The organism is uncultured Marivita sp. (assembly GCF_947488135.1).
In the GTDB taxonomy this organism is placed as follows: Bacteria; Pseudomonadota; Alphaproteobacteria; order Rhodobacterales; family Rhodobacteraceae; genus Marivita.
This window is the reverse complement of sequence record NZ_CANKYW010000001.1, coordinates 1,008,638-1,032,149: the sequence shown is the minus strand read 5'-3', so window position 1 is coordinate 1,032,149 and position 23,512 is coordinate 1,008,638. Positions and strand designations below refer to the sequence as shown.

The window sequence follows — 23,512 nt, the reverse complement described above, 5'->3', positions numbered from 1 at the left end:
CCGATGATGCGTTTGGCCGAATACCGCTCCAAATCCGCCCTACTGGCCGATTTTCTGCCCTGGGTTGCATTGGTCGCACCCGGCGTTATCCTGAACAAGGACGGCAGCCTGCAGCGTACGGCGCGGTTTCGAGGGCCGGACCTGGATTCCGCCACACCCGCCGAACTGGTCGCCACATCAGCCCGGCTCAACAGCGCGCTGCGACGGCTTGGCTCCGGCTGGGCCGTCTTCATCGAGGCGCAGCGGATCCCGGCACTGGACTACCCGACCTCCGATTTTCCCGATCCGGTCTCGGCCCTTGTCGATGCCGAGCGGCGCGCGCAATTCGAAGAAGCGGGCGCGCATTTCGAGAGCGCGTATTTCCTGACGCTGGTCTGGATGCCGCCCGCTGACGACGCGAGCCGCGCCGAAGGCTGGCTGCTCGAAAACGCCCCGGATCGCAGCACCAAGCCTCAGGACCTGGTTTCCGCTTTTGTCGGCCGCGCCGACCGGCTGATCGATCTGCTCGACGGGTTCATGCCGGAAATCGCCTGGCTCTCCGATGCCGAGACCCTGACCTACCTGCATTCAACCGTTTCGACCCGGCGCCAGCACGTCCGCGTGCCCGAGGTACCGATGCATCTCGACGCGGTGCTGGCCGATGAACCGTTGGTGGGTGGACTGACACCCCGGCTCGGAGCCGCTCATCTCAAGACCCTGACCATCGTCGGGCTACCAAGCGCCACCTGGCCCGGACTGCTCGACGAGTTGAACGGGCAAGGTTTCGAGTATCGCTGGTGTACCCGCGCGATCTGCCTCGACAAGACGGATGCCGCCCGGGTGTTCACCCGCATTCGCCGGCAATGGTTCGCCAAGCGCAAGTCCGTGGCCGCGATCCTGAAAGAGGTGATGACCAACGAAGCCTCGACTTTGCTCGACAGCGACGCGGCCAACAAGGCGTCGGATGCCGACGAGGCGCTGCAGGAACTCGGCGCGGACGTGGCGGGCGCGGCTTACGTCACCGCCACGATCACCGTCTGGGACGAGGATGTCCGCGCGGCCGAAGCCAAGCTCAAGGCCATTGAGAAAATTGTGCAGGGGCGGGATTTCATCTGCATCCCGGAAACATTGAACGCGCTCGAGGCCTGGCTCGGCTCCCTGCCCGGCCATCTCTACGCTAATGTCCGTCAGCCACCCATCTCGACGCTGAACCTGGCCCATACGATCCCGATCTCGGCGGTCTGGGCGGGGCCGGACCGGAACGACCATCTGGACGGCCCGCCGCTGTTTCACGCCGAAACCGACGGTACGACCCCGTTTCGCTTCTCCACACATGTGGGCGACGTCGGCCATACCTTGATCGTCGGCCCGACTGGGGCGGGCAAATCGGTCCTGCTGGCCCTCATGGCGCTGCAGTTCCGGCGCTATGCCAGTGCGCAGGTCTTCGCCTTCGATTTCGGCGGATCGATCCGTTGTGCCACACTCGCCATGGATGGCGATTGGGAGAACATCGGCGATGCACTGGCCGACGAGGCACCAGCGGTGCAGCTGCAGCCGCTCGCGCGCGTAGATGAGACGTCGGAACGCGCCTGGGCGCAGGACTGGCTCGCGGGAATCCTTGGACGGGAAGGCGCGACGATCGACCCTGCTGCGCGGGACCATCTCTGGTCGGCGCTGACTTCTCTGGCCTCGGCCCCGCGCGAGGAACGCACGCTGACCGGCCTCTCGGTCCTGCTCCAATCGACCGAGTTGAAGCGCGCGCTGAAGCCCTTCTGCCTCGGCGGGCCTTTCGGTCGGCTTCTGGATGCCGAGGCCGAGAACCTGGGCAGCGCCGAGGTGCTGGCGTTTGAGACCGAAGGATTGATCGGATCAGCGGCCGCCCCCGCCGTGCTCGCCTATCTCTTCCACCGGATCGAGGCCCGGCTCGACGGGCGGCCCACGATGATCCTGATCGACGAGGGCTGGCTCGCCCTCGATGACGCCAACTTCGGCGGGCAGCTCCGCGAATGGCTGAAGACGCTGAGAAAGAAGAACGCTTCGGTGATCTTCGCCACCCAATCGCTGGCCGATATCGACGGGTCCCTCATCGCGCCCGCCATCGTCGAGAGCTGCCCCACGCGGATCTTCCTGCCCAACGAGCGCGCCTTCGAGCCGCAGATCGCACGGATCTACCGGAACTTCGGGCTGAACGACCGCCAGATCGACATCGTCGCCCGCGCGACGCCGAAGCAGGACTACTACTGCCAGTCGCGCCGCGGCAACCGGCTCTTCTCGCTCGGTCTCGGCGAGGTGGCGCTGGCCTTCACTGCAGCCTCCTCCAAGGCCGACCAGACCGCCATCACTGAATTGCTCGCCAACCATCGCCGGGACGGCTTCGCCGCCGCCTGGCTACGCCATCGCGGTCTTGATTGGGCCATCGACCTGCTCGGGCCCGACATCGCACCAGCCGATCCGACACCCCCTCACCCTGACCAGAAGGAGACAGAACATGACCCGCGATCCTGAGCGCCCTGCCCGGCCCCGCAAACTCGCCGCCGCATTGATGGCCACCGCCCTCCTCCTGACGCCGGTCCTGACGACACCGGCTCATGCCTTCTTCTTCGGCGGTGGTGGGCGGATCGTTTACGACCCGCGCAACCATGCCGAAAACATCCTCTCGGCCGCCCGTGCGCTTGAGCAGATCAACAACCAGATCGCGCAGATCCAGAACCAGGCGCAGATGCTGATGAACGACGCACTGAACCTCGCGAACCTGCCGCATTCCTCACTGGCGCAACTGCAAAACGCCATCGGCGAAACCCAGCGACTCCTGGCCGATGCCCAGAGCCTCGCCTTCGACGTCGCCACTATCGAACAGGCCTTCGCGCAGGACTACGGCGCTGCCGCAGCGCAGGGCGATTTCGATGCGATGATCGCCGGTGCGCGCGAGCGGTGGGAGACCTCCGTCGCGGGCTTCGAGGACGCGTTGCGCGTGCAGGCCGGGGTCGTGGGCAATATCGACGGCGCGCGAACTCAGATGGACGCGCTCATCCGCGAAAGCCAAGGAGCCGTTGGGGCCCTGCAGGTCGCGCAGGCTGGCAACCAACTGCTCGCATTGCAATCGACACAGATCGCCGATCTGACGGCAGCCATTGCGGCGCAGAACCGCGCCGAAGCGCTGGAAGCCGCCCGCATCGCTTCGGCCGAGGCGCAGGGCCGCGAGAACCTCGCGCGGTTCCTCGATTACGGCGGCGGCTACACGCCCGGCACCGTGCGCTTCTTCGGGGATTGAGCGTATGGCACTCGATACCCCGCGAACTCTGCGCCTTGTCGCCTTCGGTATCGGCGGCCTTGCCGCCATCGCCGCCGTGGTCGAACTGACACGCACGGTCCTGCCCACCGACACCGGGCATGTGGTCAGGGATGACGCCTTGCGCGGCACCCTCGCGCGTTGCCGTGACCTGACGCCCGAAGACTACGCCACCGACACCGAGTGCCGCGCCGCCTGGGAGGCGGCCCGGCAGCGCTTCTTCGATCTGGCTCCAGAGCCGGCCGGTACGGAGTAAGGCAATGGGCGGCGTCAGTGTCATCGACCGGTTTCTCGAGGTCTTCGCCTCCTATATCGATTCCGGCTTCGGCCTTCTGGGTGGCGACGTCGCCTTCCTCGCCACAACGCTGATCGTCATCGACATCACGCTGGCCGCGCTGTTCTGGGCCTGGGGTACGGATGACGACATCATTGCCCGGCTGGTGAAAAAGACCCTCTTTGTGGGGGTCTTCGCCTACATCATCGGCAACTGGAACACCCTGGCCCGGATTGTGTTCGACAGTTTCGCGGGCCTTGGGCTGGTCGCCACGGGTGGCACGATCTCCGCCAGCGAGCTGCTGCAGCCCGGGCGCATCGCGCAGGTCGGACTTGAGGCCGGGCAGCCGATCCTCGCCTCCATCGCCGACCTCTCCGGGTTCGTCGCCGTCTTCGAGAACTTCATCCAGATCGGGATCCTGTTCTTTGCGTGGCTTGTGGTTCTGCTGTCGTTCTTCATCCTCGCGATCCAGCTTTTTGTCACCCTGATCGAATTCAAGCTGGCCACGCTGGCAGGCTTCATCCTCGTGCCCTTCGGCCTGTTCAACAAGACCGCCTTCATGGCCGAACGCTTGCTGGGCCTCGTCATTTCTTCAGGCGTCAAGGTATTGGTGCTGGCCGTCATCGTCGGTATCGGCTCCACCATCTTCAGCGAGTTCACCGCCGGGTTTGCGGGTGAACCTACAATCAACGACGCGATGTCCGTGGTCCTTGGCGCGCTGGCGCTCCTCGCCCTCGGCATCTTCGGTCCCGGCATCGCCAATGGCATTGTCTCGGGTGGGCCGCAACTTGGCGCAGGGGCCGCGGTCGGCACCGGTATCGCCGTCGGCGGGGCTGCGGTCGCCGGTGTCGCCGGAACTCGGATGGCCCTTGGCACCGGTGGCGCGGCCCTGCGCGGTGCCAGTGCGGTTGGCAGCGGAACCGCCACTGCCTACCAGCTTGGCGCAGCATCGCGCAGCACGGCATTGGGCAAGTCCGTCGGTGGCGTGGCCGCTGTCGGCAAGACCGGTGCTGTCGCGGCATTCAGTCCGCTTCGGCGCGCGATCTCCGACGGTGCGCAGTCCGGCGCCCGCGCAGCCTATGCCGCAACCGGGGGACGGATGGCGGGTGGCGCCCTGCCCGCCCCGGCCAATGACGGTCCGCCCGACTGGGCGCGCCGGATGAAGCGCCAGCAATCCCTTCAACACGGCCTTTCCACCGCCGCCCATGTCATCCGCTCCGGAGACCATGGCGGCGGCGGCACGGTCGTCAGCCTCTCCGAAAGGTCCTCCTGATGTTCCGACGCCCCAGTGTTCGCTATGGCACCACGCCCGAGCCTGTCACCCCCTACCAGAAGGCCGCCCAGGTCTGGGACGAGCGCATCGGCTCGGCCCGCGTTCAGGCCCGCAACTGGCGCCTCATGGCGATGGGCTGCCTTGCCCTGTCCGCCGGGCTCAGCGCGGCGCTCGCATGGCAATCGACGCGCTGCAGCGTCGTCCCCTACGTGGTCGAGGTCGACAATCTCGGTGCGGCACAGGCCGTCGCCCCGGCGCTCGCCGAGTATCGCCCGACCGATCCGCAGATCGCCTGGCATCTCGCCCGCTTCGTCGAGCATGTCCGGCAGGTCCCTGCCGATCCCATCGTGCTCCGCCAGAACTGGCTGCGCGCCTATGACTTCGCCACGGATCGCGGCGCCGTCGCGCTGAATGACCATGCCCGTTTGAACGATCCCTTCGCCAGCGTTGGTGACACACAGGTATCCGTCGAGGTCTCGAGTGTCATCCGTGCATCAGAGTCGAGCTTCCGCGTCGCCTGGATCGAGCGGCGCTACGAAAACGGTCAGCTCGCCACAACCGAACGCTGGACCGCCATCCTGACCGTCGTGATCCAGCCCCCGCGCGATGCGGAGCGCCTGCGGGCCAACCCGCTCGGCGTCTATGTCCATGCCATCAACTGGTCGAGGGAGAATGCCCAATGAGACGACTTCGCCCCATCCCCGTTCTTCTTCTCGCGGCCACCGCGCTGACCGCCTGCACGGCGCAACGCCCGCCCGAAATCGCCTATGACGACCAAGTCCCGACCCTCGCCGCACCGCCGGCACCGCCCCCGGCCGAGGGGCCGCCCCGCCCGGTTCACACGCCGCCCGCCTGGACACCCTCCCGCGGCGGCGATCCGGAAACGGATACGCCCGAGGCGCGCATCATCGCCGCCAATGCCGCCGCCCGGGTCGAACCTCGCCAGCAGGGCTATTACAACGCCATGCAGGTTTTTCCGTGGAGCGAAGGCGCGCTCTACCAGATCTATGCCGCCCCCGGGCAGATCACGAATATCGCGCTCGAACCCGGTGAACGTCTGACCGGCCCCGGCCCGATCGCGGCGGGCGACACCGCGCGCTGGATCATTGGCGATACCACCAGCGGCGCAGGCCGCAGCGAGCGCGTCCATATCCTCGTGAAACCCACCCGCCCCGACATCTCCACCAATCTCGTCGTCAACACGGACCGGCGCAGCTACCACATCGAGTTGCACGCAGACGAGGAGACCTGGATGCCCAGCGTCGCATGGGCCTATCCAGAGGTGCGATCCACGACCCGCGCCCCGACCATCCGCCGTCCCGCGATCCCGCACGAGGCCGACCGGCACTATCGCTATGGCCTGCAGGGCGATGCCCCACCCTGGCGGCCGGTCTCGGTCTTCGACGATGGACGGCGCGTCTATGTCGTTTTCCCGCCCGGCATCGCCCAGGGCGAAATGCCCCCGCTCTTCGTGATCGGCGCGGATGGGCGCGGCCAGATCGTCAACACCCGCGTGCTCGGCAATGTGCTGATCGTGGACAGGCTCTTCGGGGCCGCAGAACTGCGTCTCGGCGAAAGACGACAGCAGGTCGTGCGGATCCTGCGGACAGATGGCGATCAGCGCCCGCCGCGCGCGCCCCAGCCGGAGGCGGAGCGATGACACAAGCCCCTGATATGCAACCGCCGACACGGACCGAGGAAGAGATCGCCCAGGAGCTTCGCCTCAGGCCCGATCCGCCCCGTGTCATGCGCCTGTCCCGCCGGGCCATTGCCCTTACCACCGCAATCGGCGGCCTTGGCCTTGGCGCGATCCTGATCGTGGCCCTGCAGAACAACCGGCAGGAGGGCACCCAGACCGAGCTCTTTTCCACCGAACGCATTCAGGCAGCCGAAGGGCTGTCCACATTGCCTCGGGATTACGCCGATGTCCCGCGTCTCGGCCCGCCACTGCCCGGTGAGCTGGGCCGCGCCATCCTTGGGGCGCAAGATCGCGGACAGCCGGTCCCGGCACCGCCCCTTTCCGGTCCATTGGCCCCCACAGTCGATCCGGAGGAACAACGCCGCCTTCAGGAACTCGACGCCGCCCGCCTGAGCGCCCTTTTCGCCGAGGCGCAAACCATGCAACGCGGCGGAGCACAGCCCACATCTACGCCCCCCGCGACCGGCGCGCTCTTTCCCTCCACTTTGGGCAGCCCGACGGCAAGCGATCCGGTCTCAAACCGGGAGGCGTTCCTTACCCGTCCCGGAGACACGGACACCGTTAGTACGCAGCGCATGGTGCCGCCGCCCAGCCCCTACATCCTGCAGGCCGGCACGGTGATCCCGGCCGCCCTGATCACCGGCCTGCGCTCCGACCTTCCCGGCCAGATCTCGGCCCAGGTGACATCGAACGTCTACGACAGCCCGTCCGGGCGATACCTGCTGATCCCGCAAGGCGCGCGCCTGCTGGGAGAATACGACAGCCGTGTCGCGGCCGGGCAAAGCCGCCTGCTCCTCGTCTGGACCCGGCTCATCCTTCCGGATGGTCGCTCCATTGTGCTGGAACGCGCGCCCGGCACTGACGGAACAGGCGCGTCCGGTCTGCAGGACCGGGTCAACTATCATTGGGGTCGCGTCTTTCTCGCCGCAGGCCTCGCCACGATCCTAAACCTCGGCCTGGAAAGCGGGGCCGACAGCGAGGATGACGTCGCCCGCGCCATCCGCGAGGCCGCACAGGACACGATCGGACGGACCGGAGACGAGATCGTCCGGCAGCAGCTCGCCGTCCCGCCGACACTGACCATACGCCCGGGCTTCCCCGTCCGCGTCATGGTCACCCGCGATCTGATCCTCGAGCCCTTGGGAGAAGTCCGATGACGAAGCTGAAGCTTGGTCCGATCCATGACGACAAGCCGGTCAAGCTGGCCGTGGAACTTCCCGCCGATGTGCACCGCGACCTTTGCGACTACGCGGCTGTCCTCGGCCAACAGACCGGCCAGGACCTTGAGCCTGCCCGCCTCGTCGCACCCATGCTGGACCGTTTCATGTCCACGGACCGCGGGTTCGCCGCAGCGCGCAAAACGGGATCGAGGGCGAACCGCAAGAAACCAGACCCGTCGAAGCCACTGGATACCGATCAGGGCTAAGTATCTGTGAAATCGTAAGTCTCTTTGCGAATCGGATTGCACACGGATCGCACATCGGTCCGCCCTACCTGCCTCAGGTTACTAGGGAGTCGGTCCGATCCTCCATCGCTATGACAAGGTTGGAGGCTTCCAATGCATTTTTGCGAACATTGCTGGCTTAGAGCTAATTTGATGGATAGCTAGGCCGTGTTGACAAATGGCGGAGCCAGAGGCGGATCGACGTGATGTCGATGAAGCCCAGGAAGCTCTCCGCAGTCTTGTCGTAGCGGGTGGCGACACGACGGGCATTCTTCAACTTGTTGAAGCACCGTTCGACGAGGTTGCGTAGATGATACAGGGTCCGGTCGACGCCGACGCGCTTCTTTCGTGACTTGCGCATTGGGATGACGGGCAAGACACCTCGTCTGTCCATAGATTCTCGAATTTTGTCAGCGTCATAGCCACGGTCGGCCAGCAGGACGCTTGGGGTAGGCAGGTTGTCGGCCATCACCAAATCGAAGCCGAGGTAGTCCGACGTCTGACCTGCGGTGATCTCTGACCTCATGGGCAGCCCTGCAGCATTGACGAGGAGATGGATCTTGGTCGTGAAACCACCCCGCGAACGCCCAAAACCCTGTCGCGGAGTCCCCCTTTAGCGCCAGCTGCCTGATGATGGGCGCGGACCACTGTGCTGTCGATCATTTGCAGGGCGTGTGGCACTGCCCCGCTTTCGTTCAAGACGTCCATGATCTGCTCCCAGAGCCCCGCGAGTGTCCAACGCCGGAACTGCCGATAAACGCTGGACCACTTCCCGAAATCCTCAGGCAGGTCGCGCCACGGCGCGCCCGTGCGAGCGATCCAGAAAATCCCATCCAGAACAAGGCGGTGGTTGGTAGGTTTGCGTCCGTTCGGGGCTCGGACTGACAGGATAAACCGTTCAAAGAACGCCCATTCCTCGTCCGTCATCAAGTCTCGTGCCATGCTGGTCTCCATCGCAGATACCAGCTTGAATCACGCCCAGCAGTGACTGTGAATCCCCTTTTGTCAACACGGCCTAAGATGTTGCTGGAACGGAGGTCTTCGGGAAGCGACGTGGAATCATTGCCGGAGACGAAAGCAAACGGAGTACCGCGGGAGCGTAGCTCTCTTGCCAGATCGAAACTCGTATCAGTTCGCAAGTGCATATCGAGGAATGCGAACGACAGCGTCCGTCGTTTCAGCAGTTCACGTGCGTCCGAAACCGTTCTCGCACAGACGGCTGCATAGCCCCGATCAGAAAGCTCATCTTCCATGTCCATCGCGATAAGCGGGTCGTCTTCTACGATCAGAATTTCCATAGGTGCCTTCATTCGAGGTCCATAACTATATCGCATGATAGACCCTGAGGGTCATACTGCATCACGGCGTTGTCGCCGCTGGTTGCAAGGCTTCGTTCAATCAAGCGACTTCCAAAGCCTCGGCGGGTTGGTGGTTCGACTTTGGGTCCGCCACGTTCTCGCCATTCCAGAAAAAGTCTCGGCGTCGCACGATCCACTTCGACAGTCCAAGACACTCGTACGATTCCGGACTCCGATGATAATGCGCCATATTTGGCAGCATTTGTCGCCAGTTCATGCAAGACCAAACCAAGCGCGTGAGCGACATCACCAGGTAGATCAATCTGCTTGCCTTCAACAGAAAGTTGTTCTTCTGACGCCGCATATTGCAGAACCTGACCCCGCACGAGGGCTTCCACCGGCACGACGTCATGATCAAACTCAACCAGCAAGTCATGGGAGGCTGCAATGGCGCGCAGACGCGCACTGAACGACGCGCGGAAATCATCCATTGTGTCAGCGGCCCGGGCGGACTGCCCCGCGATGGATTGGATCGTCGCCAGCGTATTTTTGACCCGGTGGCTGAGCTCCCGTATCAGAAGCTCGCGGTGCTCTTCCGCAAGCTTGCGTTCGCTAATGTCCACACCGGATGGGATGAGCTCGGTTACCTCTCCAGCAGCGTTGAACACCGGGGCGATTTGAAAATCGATCCAGAGCCGCTGGTTACCGACGACTCGGATTTCGGCATCATAACGCACCCGTTCGCCGTTGGCGGCTGTGGCAACCGCGTGTTTCAGCCGGTCCTTCGTGGCCTGATCGACGTCCCACCAATAGCAGTCCCAGAACGGACGCCCGATTAATTGATCGCGACCTCCCCCGCCGCGGCGATGGCTGGCTCATTTGCTTCCAGCAAGATGCCATCCAAAGAAAGAACGCCGACAAAGGCGAGCACGCCGTCGATCAAGCTTTTGAGTCGTTCTTCGCCGGCCCGGGATTCCGAGATGTCCGCAAAAGACAACGCCAGCCCATCGCCGGACTTGGTCGCAGTGGTTCGGAACCAAGCAGTGATATCGCCATGATCGTAGTGAAATTCATTCTGCCAGGTCTGACCGGTTTCGATGACCCTTGTGTAGGCATCGAACAGACCTTCATCCTTGTTCCCGGGCATCTCGACCAACAGGTGTTTTCCGATCAGTTCTGCCGGTTCGCGTCCGATGATGTTTCCGGCTGCCTTGTTCACGAACGTCCATTCGAGGTCGACGATTTTGCCAGCTTCGCGGACCGGGCGGAACATCATGAATCCATCAGGGGTCATATCGTGAAATGCCAGGAATGCGCATTCCGCCGATGTGCCGCGACCGGGCCTCACCTCTTTTTGTGTGAGCTCAGACATTCGCTCCTCTTTGGCCTTCCAAAACGCTGCCACAACCTGCATTGAATTTGTGCAATATGATATGCTTCAAGTCAAAGCTATCAATGCCTCAACACACCGCGAAAACTTTGACTGTGTCTGCGAGCTATCGAATACCGATCATCTTTGTCGTTTGACAATTCAGCTATGCAGCTATTGCGCGCGTTTTGATACCGATGTCCGTTGGGGCAAAAGCTTATACCCGTAGCGATCTCGACACGTCTCAGCCCAGAGGGATGTCGCGCGAGACCCACAGGACAAAGAGCCAAGCAGCGCATCGGGGGTGTATTTGGCAAACTGCATCTGCGTCAGATTAACTTCGTTCGCTCAACGCAGGCTCAGAACTCGCTGATTGGGTGTTCGACAGAACCCGCGAAACACTTTATAGTTCATTTTATCAAGCGCGAACCGGTCGGTGGTGCTCAGCTGCGCGATAGGTGCCTCAGTATGCAGGATATAAAGACGTCAAAGGCTACTGCGTTTTTGACAGGCGGCGGTGAGATGGGTGCAGCCATCCGGTCAAAGGACTGGGCCAAAACCTCGCTCGGACCGCCGGATACCTGGCCGACAGAGCTTCGGATCGTTGTTCGGTTGATGTTGACGACAAACCACCCCATCTTTGTGTTCTGGGGACCGGAGCTTACATGCTTATACAACGATGCTTACTCCCAGTCGCTGGGCCCTGAATTGCATCCCGGCGCGCTTGGGAAACCAGCGCGCGAGGTCTGGGACGAGATTTGGGATATCATTGGCCCCCAGATCAAGATCGTGATGAGTGGCAAGGGCGCTACCTGGCATAAAGATCACCTCGTTCCCATCACCCGCAAGGGTGCACGCGATGAGGTGTTCTGGACCTACAGCTACAGTCCGATTGACGATCCGTCATCCGCCAGCGGAGTTGGCGGTGTGCTCGTCATTTGCAGCGAGACGACGGAGAAAGTTCTGACCGCGCGCGAACTGCAGCAGGAGCTGGAGGCCAGAGAAGTTCTGCTGCAGGAGGTCAATCATCGTATCAAGAACAGTCTGCAGTTGGTATCGACCCTTCTGCGCTTAGAGGGAAGGGCGGCACAGACGGATGAGACGCGGAGCAGCCTCAGCCGTGCATCAGCACGCGTCAATGCCATCAGCTCTGTGCATGAATTGATCTATCGTACCGGCGGTTTTGCGACGATCCGGATAAAGGATTACGTGGGCGAGCTGTGCGAGGCCATCAGCGACAGTCTCGCAGGTCAATCGGGTGTCACGCTCACCTACGAATCGGTTGAGATGGAAGTCTCGACAGATTTGGCGATATCTATGGCACTGCTCATCAATGAGTTGGTGACCAACGCGTTCAAGCATGCTTTCCCCAACGGACGGATGGGCGTGATTGAGGTCAAGGTTTCGGCTGAGAACGATCATCTGACTGTATGCGTGGCAGATAACGGCGTGGGAAAATCGGCGGAAGCATCGGGCAATCTTGGTTCACGGATCATTGACGGGCTCGTAGGTCAGGTCTCTGCGACAATATCCGAAGGGAACGAGGGGGAGGGTCACCGCGTTCATCTGAGAATACCATTAAAAGGATAGAGCGGTGACCTTGCGTGTCCTCGTCGTTGAGGACGAGTTTCTAATTGCAACAGACCTCATGGATCTGATTGAGGAATTCGGCCATATCCCGGTCGGTCCTGCCGATACACTTGAGTCTGCGGTCAGATTTGTGGGTCAGAGCAAGCCCGATATATGCACGATGGATTTGCGCTTGAGGGGCGGCCAAAGTGGCGTAGCGGTTGCCCAGGAAATGTTACAGCAATTCGGATTGCATTCCATATTCGTGAGCGGAAACCTCGATGCGAATATGCGGCCCAGGTTAGTCGAACTGGATCCAATCGCGTTTGTTGGAAAGCCAATCGCGCCGCATCTGCTGCATCAGGCGCTGGATCTAGCTGACCGTTCTTTGACAGAACATCGTTCGAAGCAAAAGCGAACGGAGCAATAACGCGCTGCTGAAAGTGTGACTAGCTTTCAAGACTTTGGTGTGAGACGCGCATTGTGAGATGCAGCGGACGCGACATTCCGCATCCGCTGCGCAGGTACACCGATCAAACCATCGCGTCGAGATTGCGAGAGCGCTCTGCCAATTCCGTCATGAAGTCGTCTGAACCATAGATCTTGTCCAAAGCCTGATCCAATTTTTGAGCAGCGTCGTCCTGACCGAGCGCTTCGGCGAATGCCTTCGCCGTTCCGAACCCGGCAATACCGTAGTGGCACAGACGCTGATACTGCGCGATGATTGCAACATCCAGCGCGGCGCCGGACATATCACTGTCGAGGGCGTGTTTCCTGGCCTCTTTCACAAGGCCCTCCATGCCTTTGCAGTGTTCCTTCTTCATTTCGGCATCGGTGTCATTAAGAAGGGATTTCAGCAGCCGGGTATGCTGATCGATCCCGTCCTTGGCCGAACTCAGCCGGTCGGCCAGTTTGCTGTCGGACGCTTTGTCGGCCATGGCCGACACCACATCCGACATCTGGTCATTCGCGGACCAAAGGTCCTGGAGTTCTTCGGTGTAAAGGTCTTTCAACGTGGTCATGTTAGGCTCCTTTCGAGGTCGGCTTCCCCGACCCGTTGGTTTCAGTGGTGATGGGCATGCACTGATCTGTGGCGGTGCGTGCCCGTAAATCGGGATCATTGGGGATAATCGCCGATCGCTTGTCCGGCGTCGGCATACCGAATTCAAAAGACGGTAGCGCCGCAGCCAGAGCATTTGAGGCGGATATCAACCGCTCAGAATTGTTGAAGTTTCTGAGCAGCTTTATGTGCCGCGGCAGGTCCTGCACGTTGAGGCGCAAATGTGCAGGCACATAAGGTGGCCAGGGACCAAGCGCCTTGCGGACCGCCTGCCGGACCAGCCAATCCGCAGGAGGCAGGCAGTCATCGATCAGGTAGTCCGTGCCGTTGAACCGCGCCCGAAGCGCATCCGACATCCCGCCCGTCGCGCGACCGGACAGGCGACATGAGGCTCGCACCGTCACATCGGAGGCATGACGCACCTCATAGCCCGCTCTGCGAAACGATCGGACGATCCTGCGATCTTCACCGCAGACGATGGGGGCGAAGCCGCCCACAGCCAAATAGGCAGGCTTTCCAAACGAGAGGCTTGCCCCTGCTGCCTCGCCGTGGGTTCCGCTGATATCTGTGGACGACGTCGAGTAGGTTGCGTAGATATCCTGGACCAAACCTCTGTAGACACTTTCCCGTTCAGCCAATTTCCTGTTCATGCCGTCCAGAATCTCGGCTTCATCCGCGATCAGATCGACCTTGCCGCAGACCACATCTACGATTTGAAGATGAGCGAGATTGCGTGCGACCCAATTCGGCGCGGTGATACAATCCGCATCCGTCGTCAGGAGGTACCGGAGGTCGGGCATAGTCCTGAGGGCATGATCACAACCGAACTTCCGGGCCGTTCCGACGCCCTCTGACGGCGAAAGCTTGAGGTCAACTACCGTCATATCCAGACCCGACCGGATCGCGACCGCCCGTGCGATGTCGATTGTGCGGTCGGTCGTATTATTGACCACCAGAATCACCGATACGCGGGCAGAGGCTTGTGCGGACAAAGCAGACAGGCATGCCCCGATGCGGGCCTCCTCATTGCGCGCCGGAATGACAATGGCGGTGTCTTTGGCAACGGGGGGGCTCATGACCACGCCCTCGGCAAACCGCGATCTATGCGATAGTCGTCGGTCTGAGCCATACGGTCGAATACGTGGCTCGTCAGTTCGGTCGTGAAGATCGCCAGTGCTTCTCGACCTTGTAGCGCGTGGCCAGTCTCGCCAAGCCAGGTCACGCACAGCACCTCGGCGTGCGGCCAAGCGATAGCGATCTCGGAGGACAGTTTCCGCAGGCTATCGGGTCCCAGGAAGTAGAGTATCTCGGACAGGATCAGCAGATCGAAACATTCCTCGGGCAGCGAACAAGGGTAAAATCCGTGAATGAAGCAGGCATCTGGCACCGCCCGGCGTGCTGCCTCAACCGCGATGGCCACAGCGTCCATGCCGGTATAGGTGTCGCATACTCTCACAAGATGGCGGGCAAGCTGCCCATTGCCGCAGCCCAGCTCAAAGGCTGAGATGTAATGCGGTTTCGACAGGGCCGCCAAGGTCGCGGCGAACTTGGCCTGCTCATATTCGCTGTTCTCGAAGTTCCAGGGATCCGAGGTTTCGGCGTAGAGCGCATGCAGATGATCACGGCTAACACCCATCACGGCATCCTCCAGAAAATTTCTTCTTCGGCCGCAAATTTCTCGATGAAGCCCGGCGGCAGGGTAAAACCCGCTGGATCGTCGGTAACAACCAGTCCTCTCTGGCTTCGATGCGCCAGGATCGCCTTGCGCTTCTGGTCAAGCAAACGGCCCGGCGCCAATAACACCGGGGAATAACGATCCGCGTTTCGCTCGAATTCGGGATCGTCCCATCGAGACCAGACAGGATAGCTGTAGAACAGCCAGTCCGGCCGTCGGCGGCGCAACACGCTCGCGATACGAGCGGTCGCCTGATGGTCCTCATGATGGTCCTCGGCGGCGGGAACGAAGACATGGTACGCACTTTGGCACTCGATGATTTGTTCAATCGTGGCAGCGACAGTTGTTTGATCAGCCTGAAAAAGGCGGCTATCGGGAAGGCCTAACCAGGTCAAGTCACGGGCGGAACCGCCCAGACACTTGAGCGCCTCCACCATCTCCGCGCGTCGCTGTGCCGCCAGCCGCCCGGGTGTCCACCGGGTCGACCCCGGATGGCTTGCGCTGCCGTCCGTCAGACAGATCACATGTGCGCCCGCTCCCGCGAAGGCCTTGGCCAAAAGCACGCCACAGCCGAGAGATTCGTCATCTGGATGCGGTGCCAGCACAACGAGCCTTTCGAGGCCCTCGAACACCTCTGGTAGCAGCGGGTTGGACGCGACGTTCACCCGAATACCCCCCACACGTGACCCTCATGTCCGAGCGCCGCTTGCGCTGCGCGTTGCAGCAATGCATCCCGCGCGGCTTGCCGAAGATAGACGGCGAGATCGCGGGCCATACGTCCGGTTTCGGAACCGACCTCGAAATGCCGTAGACCAATGCTCTGCTCGACCGCCCGGATGGCCTTCAGTCCCACTATTTCAGTAAAAAGGCGGGCTGAAATTGCCGTGGCAACGATGTCATCCGGCGTGCTGAGCCGATCAACGGCGGCATCGGCTGCCCGTTCCGTCAATGCCATACCGGCCCATGACTGCATCAACACGTCCATCAAACGGGCACTTTGGGCTTCCGCGCCCATTCGTCCCGCGGCACGAAGCTGCGCTGCTGCCATGTCCAGCAAGCCCAGGGCGGCACCGGCTTGCAGGGCCGCGATCCGCCAAACACCTCCGACGAAATGTGGCTCCTTCAAATAATCACCGGGCCCGCCGATCCACTCAATCTTGTCGACTTGCAAGTCTGCGAAGTTGTATGCGCCAGAAACCGTGGCCCGCATTCCTTGCATGTCCCACGTCAAGGGATCCGCACGGGCGGTATCCGTGACTTCGATCAAGGCCAGCCGCACTTCGGGTCCAGAATTGACAGTAACCAGCGCATGGGTGACCGTGCCCAGGCCCGAGGCAAAGTTCTTGCTCCCGGTCAAACGCTTGCCTGAAGCCTCCAGCGTAACCGGCACCGCGCCGTCGGCACCCCAGACGCCGAACAGCGCGCCATCGGCAATCAATCGGGTGAGGGAGGATGTCACCCCAGTGCTGCCATAGAGACGGAGCAACCGCAGAGCGTTGACATGCCCCTCCCAGAGACGCCCAACGCTGAGATTTGCAGCACCGACCTGCATCAGTGCGCGGGCAGTTCGGGCGGGATCACTCGTGCCGTCATCCGCTAAAAGGTCCGCTTGCCTCAAAAGATCGATGGAGCGACCAATGGCGCGGTTGCCGCGTTCCTCGTCCACGGCGGCGGCCCGCAAGGCGTCAACTATGTCGGCGGGCACAGGCTGATCGCTCTTTGTCGGTAGCGACGCGATATGGGGGCTGGAAGCTGTCATATCCTATCTGACGCTCATCTGAGGGCACTTCGCGGTGGCGCGTTTAAGAAGCTCCGCCCAGTTCTGCGCGACGCAGCCCAGCCGGAAGGCAGGATTGCCACTGACTTGAGGCGGCGTACGGCGCCAGGCGCGGATCCGCGCGAGAGTCTGTGCGGGGTCGTGCCCGTCAACCTGTTGATCCGGATCCCCGAGAATTTCTGCGGAGGCTCCTAATCCCGCGTGCACCAAGGCAGGCGTGCCAACAGCATTCGCCTCGGCAAGAACCAGCCCAAATGTCTCCGCGAAAGAGGTTTGCGGATAAAACAGACAAAGCGAGCGCCGCATCTGTCGGATCAACGCGCTGTGAGAAAGCGAGCCGAGAAAGACAACACCTTCGGGCACTGCCCCGGTATCCCATCGCAGATAGCCGGGATCGGCTACAGCAAGGGTCAGATCTGGTAGATCCCGGCGAAGGGCTGCGAATTGGCGAAACACCTCGGCCAATCCCTTATGCGGGGAGCTGGCAAAAAGCAGGCGGTCAGGATTTCGAGGCGTCCCGTCGGGTCGCAGGCTATCATCGAGCGGGTTGTAAACGACGCGGATATCGGGCGCATTCTCTGCCCCGAGAAAGGCCTCTAGTTCTCGCGCGTGCGTGTGGGACACGCAGATCACAGTGATTTCTGCGGCCTTCAAAGCCGCGCCCATCTTGCGGTTGTGCCGACCAGGAAAGACGTGCAGCCAAAGAAAGATCGGCGTGTCCGGGCATTGCTTGCGAAGTTTGATCGCGACTTTCCAGCGGTTGGTAACAATCAGCGCAGCCGGACGTTTTGCATTGCTCAGATCCTGAAAGGGCCGCAACTCTCCGGCATGGGATACGTGCGAGTGAGTACGTCCCTTCTGATAATGGGTAATGTCGAATAGGGGTGTGAGTGCGCCAGCAACGCGAAGCACCGTCGCTTCGGTGCCCCCAAGCCCGCCGGTTTCCATGTCATGCAGATCATAGCCCGCCGCGCTGCACGGATCGACGATCACTACGGAGGCCCGCCCGTTCTCGTGCCGCAGCGCTTTCATTGTGCCGCCATCTCCGCGACCGACCCAGCGGACAGGATCTTGCCGACCAGTGCCGACGTGTCGGACGTCGCCGGCATGTCGCGTCGGCTCAGCAGATCGGGACGCGCCACGAAGCTCACATCAAAGTCGGGAATATCTGCGGGCACCGGGGTCACAGTGCCGGATCGGCGCCACGCCTCGACCTTTTCCCAGACCAGTTGCCGATCAGCCTTGCGCTTCGCGCTGTCGTAATCCGAGACCGCCGATTGCGTCAGGCTATCCGGAGTTTCGATCTTGGTCAGCAGCAGCTCGGGCACGATCCAGATAACTTCTCCGTTGAGTATCAGCCGATTGCGGAACTCGCGGTCCTCCTCGATACAATTTTCGAACCCACCGAGCCGATGGAACACATCGGCGCGGAACAGACCAGAGTTGATATGCGTCCATTCACCCGGAACGCGCGCGCCCATCTGAAGGTTCGGAAACACATCGTCCAACAGAGATATGTCTCGCCGGATCACCTCGCGGCGTCCGTCCGGGAGGATTAATTCATGGTGGGTCAGCGCGGCGCTGACCTCCAGCCGCTGCCCTGCTTCCTTGTTCGCAAGCTTCCAATTCAGACATTCGTCGGCACCAATGTCTTGCGCTGTCAGTACGCGCACCTGCTGCAGAACTTTATCGCGGTGCGGAATATCGTCGGAGTCGTGAAAGGTGACCGCATCTCCAGCCGTCAACAAAAGGCCTGCGTTTTTTGCGTTGGCCGTCCCGACATTGTTGGATAGGCGAACATAGTTGAAACGCCGGTCGTCGAGAAAGGGACGAACTGCATCTTCGGTGGCGTCGGTACTGGCGTCGTCGATCGCAGTAACGCGGATATTCCACCAGCTTTGTTCGAGTGCGGCACGGATAGCACCAGCAATCAGATGCGCGCGGTTATAGGTCGGGATGATGATGTCGACCAGAGGCGCGAGCGGGTCAGATTTCATGAATAAACCTCCGTTAACGATGGGGTCGCGATACGGGCTCGATACGCGCGCAGTCTTTGGTCGGTCAGAATTGCGGCAGGCAGCGGGAGAAGAAGTGTCGAGAGTCCGGTAAGGACCAGAGGGTTGAAAGGCTGCATGTTGATCAGCAGGATCGAAATGACAAACATCAGCAGTTGGGAGACAGGCAGGGAATATCCCGCCCTTCCGTTGTCGCCAGACTTATCTGTCACCACGAAGTTGAAACGGCTGCCTGTCAGCACATCGAAAGTCGCTTTGGCCGATTGCGGTGCCAATGCGATACGACAGGCCAGCGCATGAAGGATAACTCGCAGCGGCGAGCGGTCTCGCCAGCCACGTGCTGCAAGACGTAGCGCTATATCGCACAGGCTGAGGATCATCGCGACCGCAGCGAGCATCGCGCCAGTCGTCTGGCCCTGCCCGGTCAAGACCCATACAACTAGCAGGGTAAACGGAAGAAGTGCCAAATTGAGCCATGCGGTCAGTTGGGACAAGATCACCAGCCGCTTGTGGATGTTAAGCGTGCCATGCGAAGTGACGATCATCCGGCCGTGTCGCAACAGCGTCTGGAGGTTCCCGCTGCACCAACGATAGCGCTGCTTTTCCAGGTCCTGCAGCGATAGTGGCAGCAGGCCCTTACCCACGACCTGATTTATGAAGCGTCCCGAATAGCCCATATGACAAAGCCGCACACCAAGTTCGGCATCTTCCGTCGTGGTGGCACCAGACCATCCTCCCACGTCATTCAGAGCTGCTTTGGAAATCACGCAGAGCGTACCGGTCAGCAGGACTGCCTCAGCCTCGTCCGCGACGGCGGCATTGGTGCGAAAATACTCATCCAACTCGGCGTCGACCCCGGGCGCGGTAGCCGACGTCGCAATGTAGGATTGCGGGAATTGTACGAAATCCGCCCCGGTCCGGTGCAGCGCCAGGCTCGCGCGGCTCAGAAAATCGCGATGAACGACGTAGTCCGCATCAACCGTGACGACATGGGTGGCATCGGGGTGCGTGTGCTCAAGCGCGAAGTTGAGCGCACCAGCTTTTGCACCGTTGACGCCCATCCGGTGTAGGAACCTGATGCGGTCAGGCCAAGCCGCGCAGAACCGTTCGACTGGTTTCCACAGATCGGGATCGGCCGTATTATTATCCATCACGATGATCTCATAGCGCTCGTTGGGCCAATCCTGATCCAGCAAGGCTTGCAGCGTGCGGATCACCATCTCGGGTGGTTCCGAATGCGTCGCAACGTGGACTGAGAACATTGGGGCGGCGACATCTTGCTGACCATCCGCCAATCGTGCAGGCAGACAGGCGATAATTGGCCGAAGGCCCAGCAGAGCGAGCTGAAAAACGATGATTAGTGCGCACACGACAATGCCAATCGCAGGAATCACAGCGGATAAAATCAATGTTCCCCAGATGGCAGCAGCTCGCAGTTTCACATTCGCCCCCGGGCGTTGATTGTTCAAGAATAACGTTTTTAAACAGTGGCTTGTCAGTCGACGACACCATTGATGCTTTAACGATCTTTGTCGCCGTTTGGTTCCCTCGAAAGACGAATCCAGACCATTGCGGAGCGATAAGAGTGCAAGACTGCGACGTGCAGATCTTTCAACTAGATTGAATCCGTCTGACGCGATCAGTCTTGCGGAAACCAGGACGTATCCATGTCGGCATAGCGATCATGGAAATCCGTTAGTTCGATCATCGCAATTTCGTTCAGAATTCGCAGGCGATCTTCTTCACGGTAAATGTAGCCGGTCTCTTCCATGCGGATCAGCGTCTTGCTGATGTAGACATTGGTCAGTCCCAGATAGTCGGCTATCTGGCTCTGAGTCATTGGCAGGCGGAAGGTATCGGTCATCTGCGAGTTGGTAATGCGCAGACGCGCGATCAGATCCAGCAGCATATAGGAGACACGCTCTTGCGCACTCATCCGACCCATCGCCCGCAGTACATCAATCAGCACGACCTGTTCCCGCAAGGCGATGGAGAGAAGGAGCGCCGAAAGCCTCGGTGATTTACGCAGTATCTCGTCGAGGGACGCCTTTGGAAATGGACATAGGCACACTTCTTCGGCAGTGCGCAGTGTAGTCGTGGCGTGTTTGAGGGCCACGTCAGGAAAACCGATGATGTCGCCGGGGTGATGGATCTTGACGATTTAACGACGACCATCAGGCAGATCGGTATAGCTGAAGGCCCAGCCATATTTGACGACATGAAGGTCCTTGTTCTCGTCGCCACCTTGATAGACCTCCTGTCCGGTCTCAAAAACCCGCTCCGTTTTTTCAAGCGTGGCCAGCCGTTCGCAATCGGCTTCCGAAAGAGGGACGTAATGCGATAGCTTGGCCACGAGGCAACTGGAGGCGCTGGTCATAAATCTCTTCCTATTTGTCGTTTCGTAGGTGCAGCCAATCGAAAATGTTAAGAACCACGAAGATCAGCACCGAAATGAAAGCGGCCTCTTTCAAGAATCCGAGGCCGCAGGCGACGCCGATAGACCCCACTGCCCAAATCGCCGCACCGCTGCGGACGCCTTTCAGCCGCCCATTATCGCTGGGTGACATGATGGCCCCCGCCCCGAGGAAACCGATCCCTCCAACAATGCCTTGGATAAGGCGGGTGGGGTCGATGGACATGGCCTCATCCTCAGCCATGCTGCTCAAGGCAAAGTTGAGTGTGACCGTCATCAGCGCAGCAGAACCGATTGCGACCAGCACGTAGGCGCCTGCGCCCAAAGGTTTGCCTTTAATCTCGCGATCAAGTCCGACCACCAATCCGCACGCGCCCGAGAACAGCACGCGCAGGACGAATTCGCTGAAGTCGATCATGACTTAAATACCTCACATCTCAATACGAAAAAAGCATCACCATGGTCTAACGCACAGTAACTCACTGCGGCTAAATCTAGATTGACACGCAACTGACCTGGGCTGCCTATGGTGGAACGTCGAACCTTACAAGCGCGTTGCGCCGGTAAATCAGATGGGAAGAAGGAGGGGCGGATGTTTTTTGACGGACCTGTTGTTGACGCCTTCGCCAAAGGTTTTGTCCTGAGCGCGGTCGGGCTCTTCTGGATTATTTTGCTGGTCCGTATCGTTGGGCTGCGGTCGTTTTCGAAAATGACCAACTTCGATTTTGTTATGACGGTGGCCATGGGATCATTACTGGCTGGTGCATCGCAATCTGAGCAGTGGACCGGATTCTTTCAGACGTTGACGGCAATGGCCAGCCTGTTTGCCGTCCAGTATTTCGTTTCACGTTTGCGCCGATGGTCTCAGCCACTTGATACGTTGGTTCAAAATACCCCGACCTTGCTTATGAAAGATGGTGTCATCCTCCATGACGCTCTTCGCGCGACCCGAGTGGCCGAAGAGGACCTGATCGCAAAGCTGCGCGAAGCCAACGCTTTGGATATGTCATCGGTACGCGCGGTGGTTCTTGAGACGACTGGCGATGTATCGGTTCTGCACGGCGATCCCGTAGATGAGACCCTATTCAAGGGTGTCAAGCGACTATCTGAGCGTGAACAACACTGATGTCTGAGGACGGGTTTTTTTCGCTCGACCCGTATCATGCGGTACTTGCCATCGTGGGCATAATCGTGATCCTTGCCCGCTGGGTGCCGCGGCTGATTTCCTCGCGCGAACCGGCGGCAGCCCCGTTGATGATATTACTTGGCGCGCTGGTCGCATTTCTATTTTCCAGCCTTCCTTCTGTGCCCGATCCACGCGAGTTGCCAAAGCTTTGGGAGTTTGTGGCAGAGGTGACCGTGATTATCGCGCTTTTTGGCGCAGGGATGCGTGTGGACAGCATTGGTCCGCTTGAGAAGTGGTTTCCGACAATCCGGTTGCTTGCGATCGCGATGCCGCTGACAATTCTGGCCGTCGCCGCCTTTGGGTTGTTCATCGGCGGTATGACAGTCGCGGGTGCGGTCATCCTGGCCGCGGTACTGGCTCCGACGGACCCGGTGCTGGCTGCCGATGTACAAATCGCGCCGCCCCTGGAAGGTCAGGAACACCCCGTCAGGTTCGCACTTACGACCGAAGCCACGCTGAACGATGGGCTTGCGTTTCCATTCGTCTATCTGGGCCTTTTCATCGCCACGCAGGGTCTGGCGTTCGATGAATGGGGGCTACGGTGGCTGCTTGAGGATGTCTTCTATCGGATCGGTGTCGGCGCACTGGTCGGTTGGGCAGGCGGCTGGGCATTAGGTCAGGTGCTTTTCAATTTTCCCAAGCGGAGCAAGCTGGCCAACACCGGATCGGGGGTCATTGCGATTGCAGGCGTGTTTCTCTGCTATGGCTCGACCGAATTGGTTGAGGGGTATGGGTTCATTGCTGTCGCGGTCATGGGCCTCACACTGCGCCGTGTCGAGAGCGAGCATGAATACCATCGCAACCTGCACGACTTCTCCGAAGCCATCGAACATGCATTGACCGCGCTATTGCTGATCGCGCTAGGTGGTGCGCTTCCCCTACTGTTAACTGATCTAGAATGGTGGCATCTGATGGTGGCAGCCTTTCTGTTGCTGATCATACGACCAGTTGCAGGATGCTTGTCGCTTTGGCGATCACCGCTAAACCACTCCGACCGTTTGGTGGTTTCGGTATATGGGGTGCGCGGCATCGGCTCGATCTACTATTTGGCTTACGCGGCGACCCATGTCGATCTGGCGAATGGGTCGGATCTTTGGATCATCGTCGCAGTGACGATTTTGGCCTCGACCATCTTGCATGGATTTACCGTCGGGTGGGCGATGGACAAGATCGGACGCTGAGTGTCGCGAAT

General features: G+C 60.6%; 27 protein-coding genes. 12 read left to right on the top strand and 15 right to left on the bottom strand.

All coding sequences use genetic code 11. The features are described 5' to 3' along the window. Positions 1-3 precede the first annotated feature (3 nt). The 8 genes from trbE to Q1B16_RS05100 are packed head-to-tail and all read left to right on the top strand — an operon-like array spanning position 4 to position 7,940. Positions 4-2,484, top strand: coding sequence for a conjugal transfer protein TrbE (trbE, locus tag Q1B16_RS05135; RefSeq protein WP_299785160.1), 2,481 nt, complete (start codon positions 4-6; stop codon positions 2,482-2,484). After that, on the top strand, positions 2,468-3,250 hold the full coding sequence (trbJ, locus tag Q1B16_RS05130) for a P-type conjugative transfer protein TrbJ (protein ID WP_299785158.1): 783 nt from the start codon (positions 2,468-2,470) through the stop codon (positions 3,248-3,250). Before trbE ends, trbJ begins: the two co-directional genes overlap by 17 nt. Before the next feature lie 4 nt (positions 3,251-3,254). After that, the gene (gene trbK-alt / locus Q1B16_RS05125; RefSeq protein ID WP_076980876.1) at positions 3,255-3,524 is read left to right on the top strand and encodes a putative entry exclusion protein TrbK-alt; all 270 of its coding nucleotides are present in this window, start codon (positions 3,255-3,257) and stop codon (positions 3,522-3,524) included. A 4-nt stretch (positions 3,525-3,528) separates the two neighbouring features. Further along, the gene (gene trbL, locus Q1B16_RS05120; protein ID WP_299785152.1) at positions 3,529-4,815 is read left to right on the top strand and encodes a P-type conjugative transfer protein TrbL; all 1,287 of its coding nucleotides are present in this window, start codon (positions 3,529-3,531) and stop codon (positions 4,813-4,815) included. Further along, a complete protein-coding gene (trbF, locus tag Q1B16_RS05115; RefSeq protein WP_299785150.1) occupies positions 4,815-5,498 on the top strand; it encodes a conjugal transfer protein TrbF in 684 nt (227 codons plus the stop codon). The genes trbL and trbF overlap by 1 nt, the downstream gene beginning before the upstream one ends. Continuing rightward, positions 5,495-6,475 carry a P-type conjugative transfer protein TrbG gene (trbG, locus tag Q1B16_RS05110; protein WP_299785148.1) on the top strand — a complete coding sequence of 327 codons (981 nt, stop codon included), beginning with the start codon at positions 5,495-5,497 and terminating at the stop codon, positions 6,473-6,475. The genes trbF and trbG overlap by 4 nt, the downstream gene beginning before the upstream one ends. Beyond that, the gene (locus Q1B16_RS05105; RefSeq protein WP_299785146.1) at positions 6,472-7,671 is read left to right on the top strand and encodes a TrbI/VirB10 family protein; all 1,200 of its coding nucleotides are present in this window, start codon (positions 6,472-6,474) and stop codon (positions 7,669-7,671) included. The genes trbG and Q1B16_RS05105 overlap by 4 nt, the downstream gene beginning before the upstream one ends. After that, positions 7,668-7,940 (top strand): DUF2274 domain-containing protein, encoded by a 273-nt coding sequence (locus Q1B16_RS05100; protein ID WP_299785144.1) that lies wholly within the window; start codon positions 7,668-7,670, stop codon positions 7,938-7,940. The genes Q1B16_RS05105 and Q1B16_RS05100 overlap by 4 nt, the downstream gene beginning before the upstream one ends. A gap of 163 nt (positions 7,941-8,103) precedes the next feature. On the opposite strand, the gene Q1B16_RS05095 is transcribed toward Q1B16_RS05100, so the two are convergent. From Q1B16_RS05095 to Q1B16_RS05080, 4 genes are all read right to left on the bottom strand, one after another. Next, positions 8,104-8,912, bottom strand: a protein-coding gene (locus Q1B16_RS05095) for an IS5 family transposase (RefSeq protein ID WP_299785142.1) whose coding sequence is annotated in 2 segments (ribosomal slippage) — positions 8,104-8,573 and positions 8,573-8,912 — 810 coding nt in all. Because the reading frame shifts where the segments join, the coding sequence is not laid out codon by codon here. Then, a complete protein-coding gene (locus Q1B16_RS05090; protein ID WP_299785140.1) occupies positions 8,885-9,256 on the bottom strand; it encodes a response regulator in 372 nt (123 codons plus the stop codon). The genes Q1B16_RS05095 and Q1B16_RS05090 overlap by 28 nt, the downstream gene beginning before the upstream one ends. 8 nt (positions 9,257-9,264) lie before the next feature. Next, positions 9,265-10,092 (bottom strand): HWE histidine kinase domain-containing protein, encoded by an 828-nt coding sequence (locus Q1B16_RS05085; RefSeq protein ID WP_299786003.1) that lies wholly within the window; start codon positions 10,090-10,092, stop codon positions 9,265-9,267. Then, entirely contained in the window at positions 10,092-10,670 is a 579-nt protein-coding gene (locus Q1B16_RS05080; protein ID WP_299785138.1) for a PAS domain-containing protein, read from the bottom strand. Before Q1B16_RS05080 ends, Q1B16_RS05085 begins: the two co-directional genes overlap by 1 nt. A gap of 423 nt (positions 10,671-11,093) precedes the next feature. Between Q1B16_RS05080 and Q1B16_RS05075 the strand changes: the two genes are divergently transcribed. Continuing rightward, on the top strand, positions 11,094-12,215 hold the full coding sequence (locus tag Q1B16_RS05075) for a PAS domain-containing sensor histidine kinase (protein WP_299785136.1): 1,122 nt from the start codon (positions 11,094-11,096) through the stop codon (positions 12,213-12,215). Between the two features lie 4 nt (positions 12,216-12,219). After that, positions 12,220-12,624 (top strand): response regulator, encoded by a 405-nt coding sequence (locus Q1B16_RS05070; protein WP_299785134.1) that lies wholly within the window; start codon positions 12,220-12,222, stop codon positions 12,622-12,624. 103 nt (positions 12,625-12,727) lie between these two features. Here Q1B16_RS05070 and Q1B16_RS05065 read toward each other — a convergent pair whose 3' ends face one another. The 11 genes from Q1B16_RS05065 to Q1B16_RS05015 form a co-directional block, all read right to left on the bottom strand. Then, positions 12,728-13,216: a DUF892 family protein gene (locus Q1B16_RS05065; protein ID WP_299785132.1), complete on the bottom strand. Its 489-nt coding sequence runs from the start codon at positions 13,214-13,216 to the stop codon at positions 12,728-12,730. Position 13,217: 1 nt separating this feature from the next. Further along, positions 13,218-14,330: a glycosyltransferase family A protein gene (locus Q1B16_RS05060; protein ID WP_299785130.1), complete on the bottom strand. Its 1,113-nt coding sequence runs from the start codon at positions 14,328-14,330 to the stop codon at positions 13,218-13,220. Further along, positions 14,327-14,890, bottom strand: coding sequence for an SAM-dependent methyltransferase (locus Q1B16_RS05055; RefSeq protein WP_299785128.1), 564 nt, complete (start codon positions 14,888-14,890; stop codon positions 14,327-14,329). The genes Q1B16_RS05060 and Q1B16_RS05055 overlap by 4 nt, the downstream gene beginning before the upstream one ends. Next, positions 14,890-15,594, bottom strand: coding sequence for a PIG-L deacetylase family protein (locus Q1B16_RS05050; RefSeq protein ID WP_299785126.1), 705 nt, complete (start codon positions 15,592-15,594; stop codon positions 14,890-14,892). Before Q1B16_RS05050 ends, Q1B16_RS05055 begins: the two co-directional genes overlap by 1 nt. After that, positions 15,591-16,688 carry an acyl-CoA dehydrogenase gene (locus Q1B16_RS05045; RefSeq protein ID WP_299785125.1) on the bottom strand — a complete coding sequence of 366 codons (1,098 nt, stop codon included), beginning with the start codon at positions 16,686-16,688 and terminating at the stop codon, positions 15,591-15,593. The genes Q1B16_RS05050 and Q1B16_RS05045 overlap by 4 nt, the downstream gene beginning before the upstream one ends. Before the next feature lie 3 nt (positions 16,689-16,691). Then, on the bottom strand, positions 16,692-17,654 hold the full coding sequence (locus Q1B16_RS05040; protein ID WP_299785124.1) for a glycosyltransferase: 963 nt from the start codon (positions 17,652-17,654) through the stop codon (positions 16,692-16,694). 80 nt (positions 17,655-17,734) lie between these two features. Next, positions 17,735-18,703 carry a glycosyltransferase family 2 protein gene (locus Q1B16_RS05035; protein ID WP_299785123.1) on the bottom strand — a complete coding sequence of 323 codons (969 nt, stop codon included), beginning with the start codon at positions 18,701-18,703 and terminating at the stop codon, positions 17,735-17,737. Next, positions 18,700-20,163, bottom strand: a complete 1,464-nt coding sequence (locus Q1B16_RS05030) for a glycosyltransferase family 2 protein (RefSeq protein ID WP_299785122.1) — start codon at positions 20,161-20,163, stop codon at positions 18,700-18,702. The genes Q1B16_RS05035 and Q1B16_RS05030 overlap by 4 nt, the downstream gene beginning before the upstream one ends. A gap of 197 nt (positions 20,164-20,360) precedes the next feature. Further along, positions 20,361-20,837, bottom strand: a complete 477-nt coding sequence (locus tag Q1B16_RS05025; RefSeq protein ID WP_299785121.1) for a Crp/Fnr family transcriptional regulator — start codon at positions 20,835-20,837, stop codon at positions 20,361-20,363. A 45-nt stretch (positions 20,838-20,882) separates the two neighbouring features. Continuing rightward, a complete protein-coding gene (locus tag Q1B16_RS05020) occupies positions 20,883-21,098 on the bottom strand; it encodes a hypothetical protein (protein WP_299785120.1) in 216 nt (71 codons plus the stop codon). Positions 21,099-21,108: 10 nt separating this feature from the next. After that, complete coding sequence (locus Q1B16_RS05015; protein ID WP_299785119.1) at positions 21,109-21,552, bottom strand: MgtC/SapB family protein; 444 nt, start codon at positions 21,550-21,552, stop codon at positions 21,109-21,111. Positions 21,553-21,726: 174 nt separating this feature from the next. Between Q1B16_RS05015 and Q1B16_RS05010 the strand changes: the two genes are divergently transcribed. After that, positions 21,727-22,260, top strand: coding sequence for a YetF domain-containing protein (locus Q1B16_RS05010; protein WP_299785118.1), 534 nt, complete (start codon positions 21,727-21,729; stop codon positions 22,258-22,260). Further along, positions 22,260-23,501: a cation:proton antiporter gene (locus tag Q1B16_RS05005; protein WP_299785117.1), complete on the top strand. Its 1,242-nt coding sequence runs from the start codon at positions 22,260-22,262 to the stop codon at positions 23,499-23,501. The genes Q1B16_RS05010 and Q1B16_RS05005 overlap by 1 nt, the downstream gene beginning before the upstream one ends. Positions 23,502-23,512: the final 11 nt, after the last annotated feature.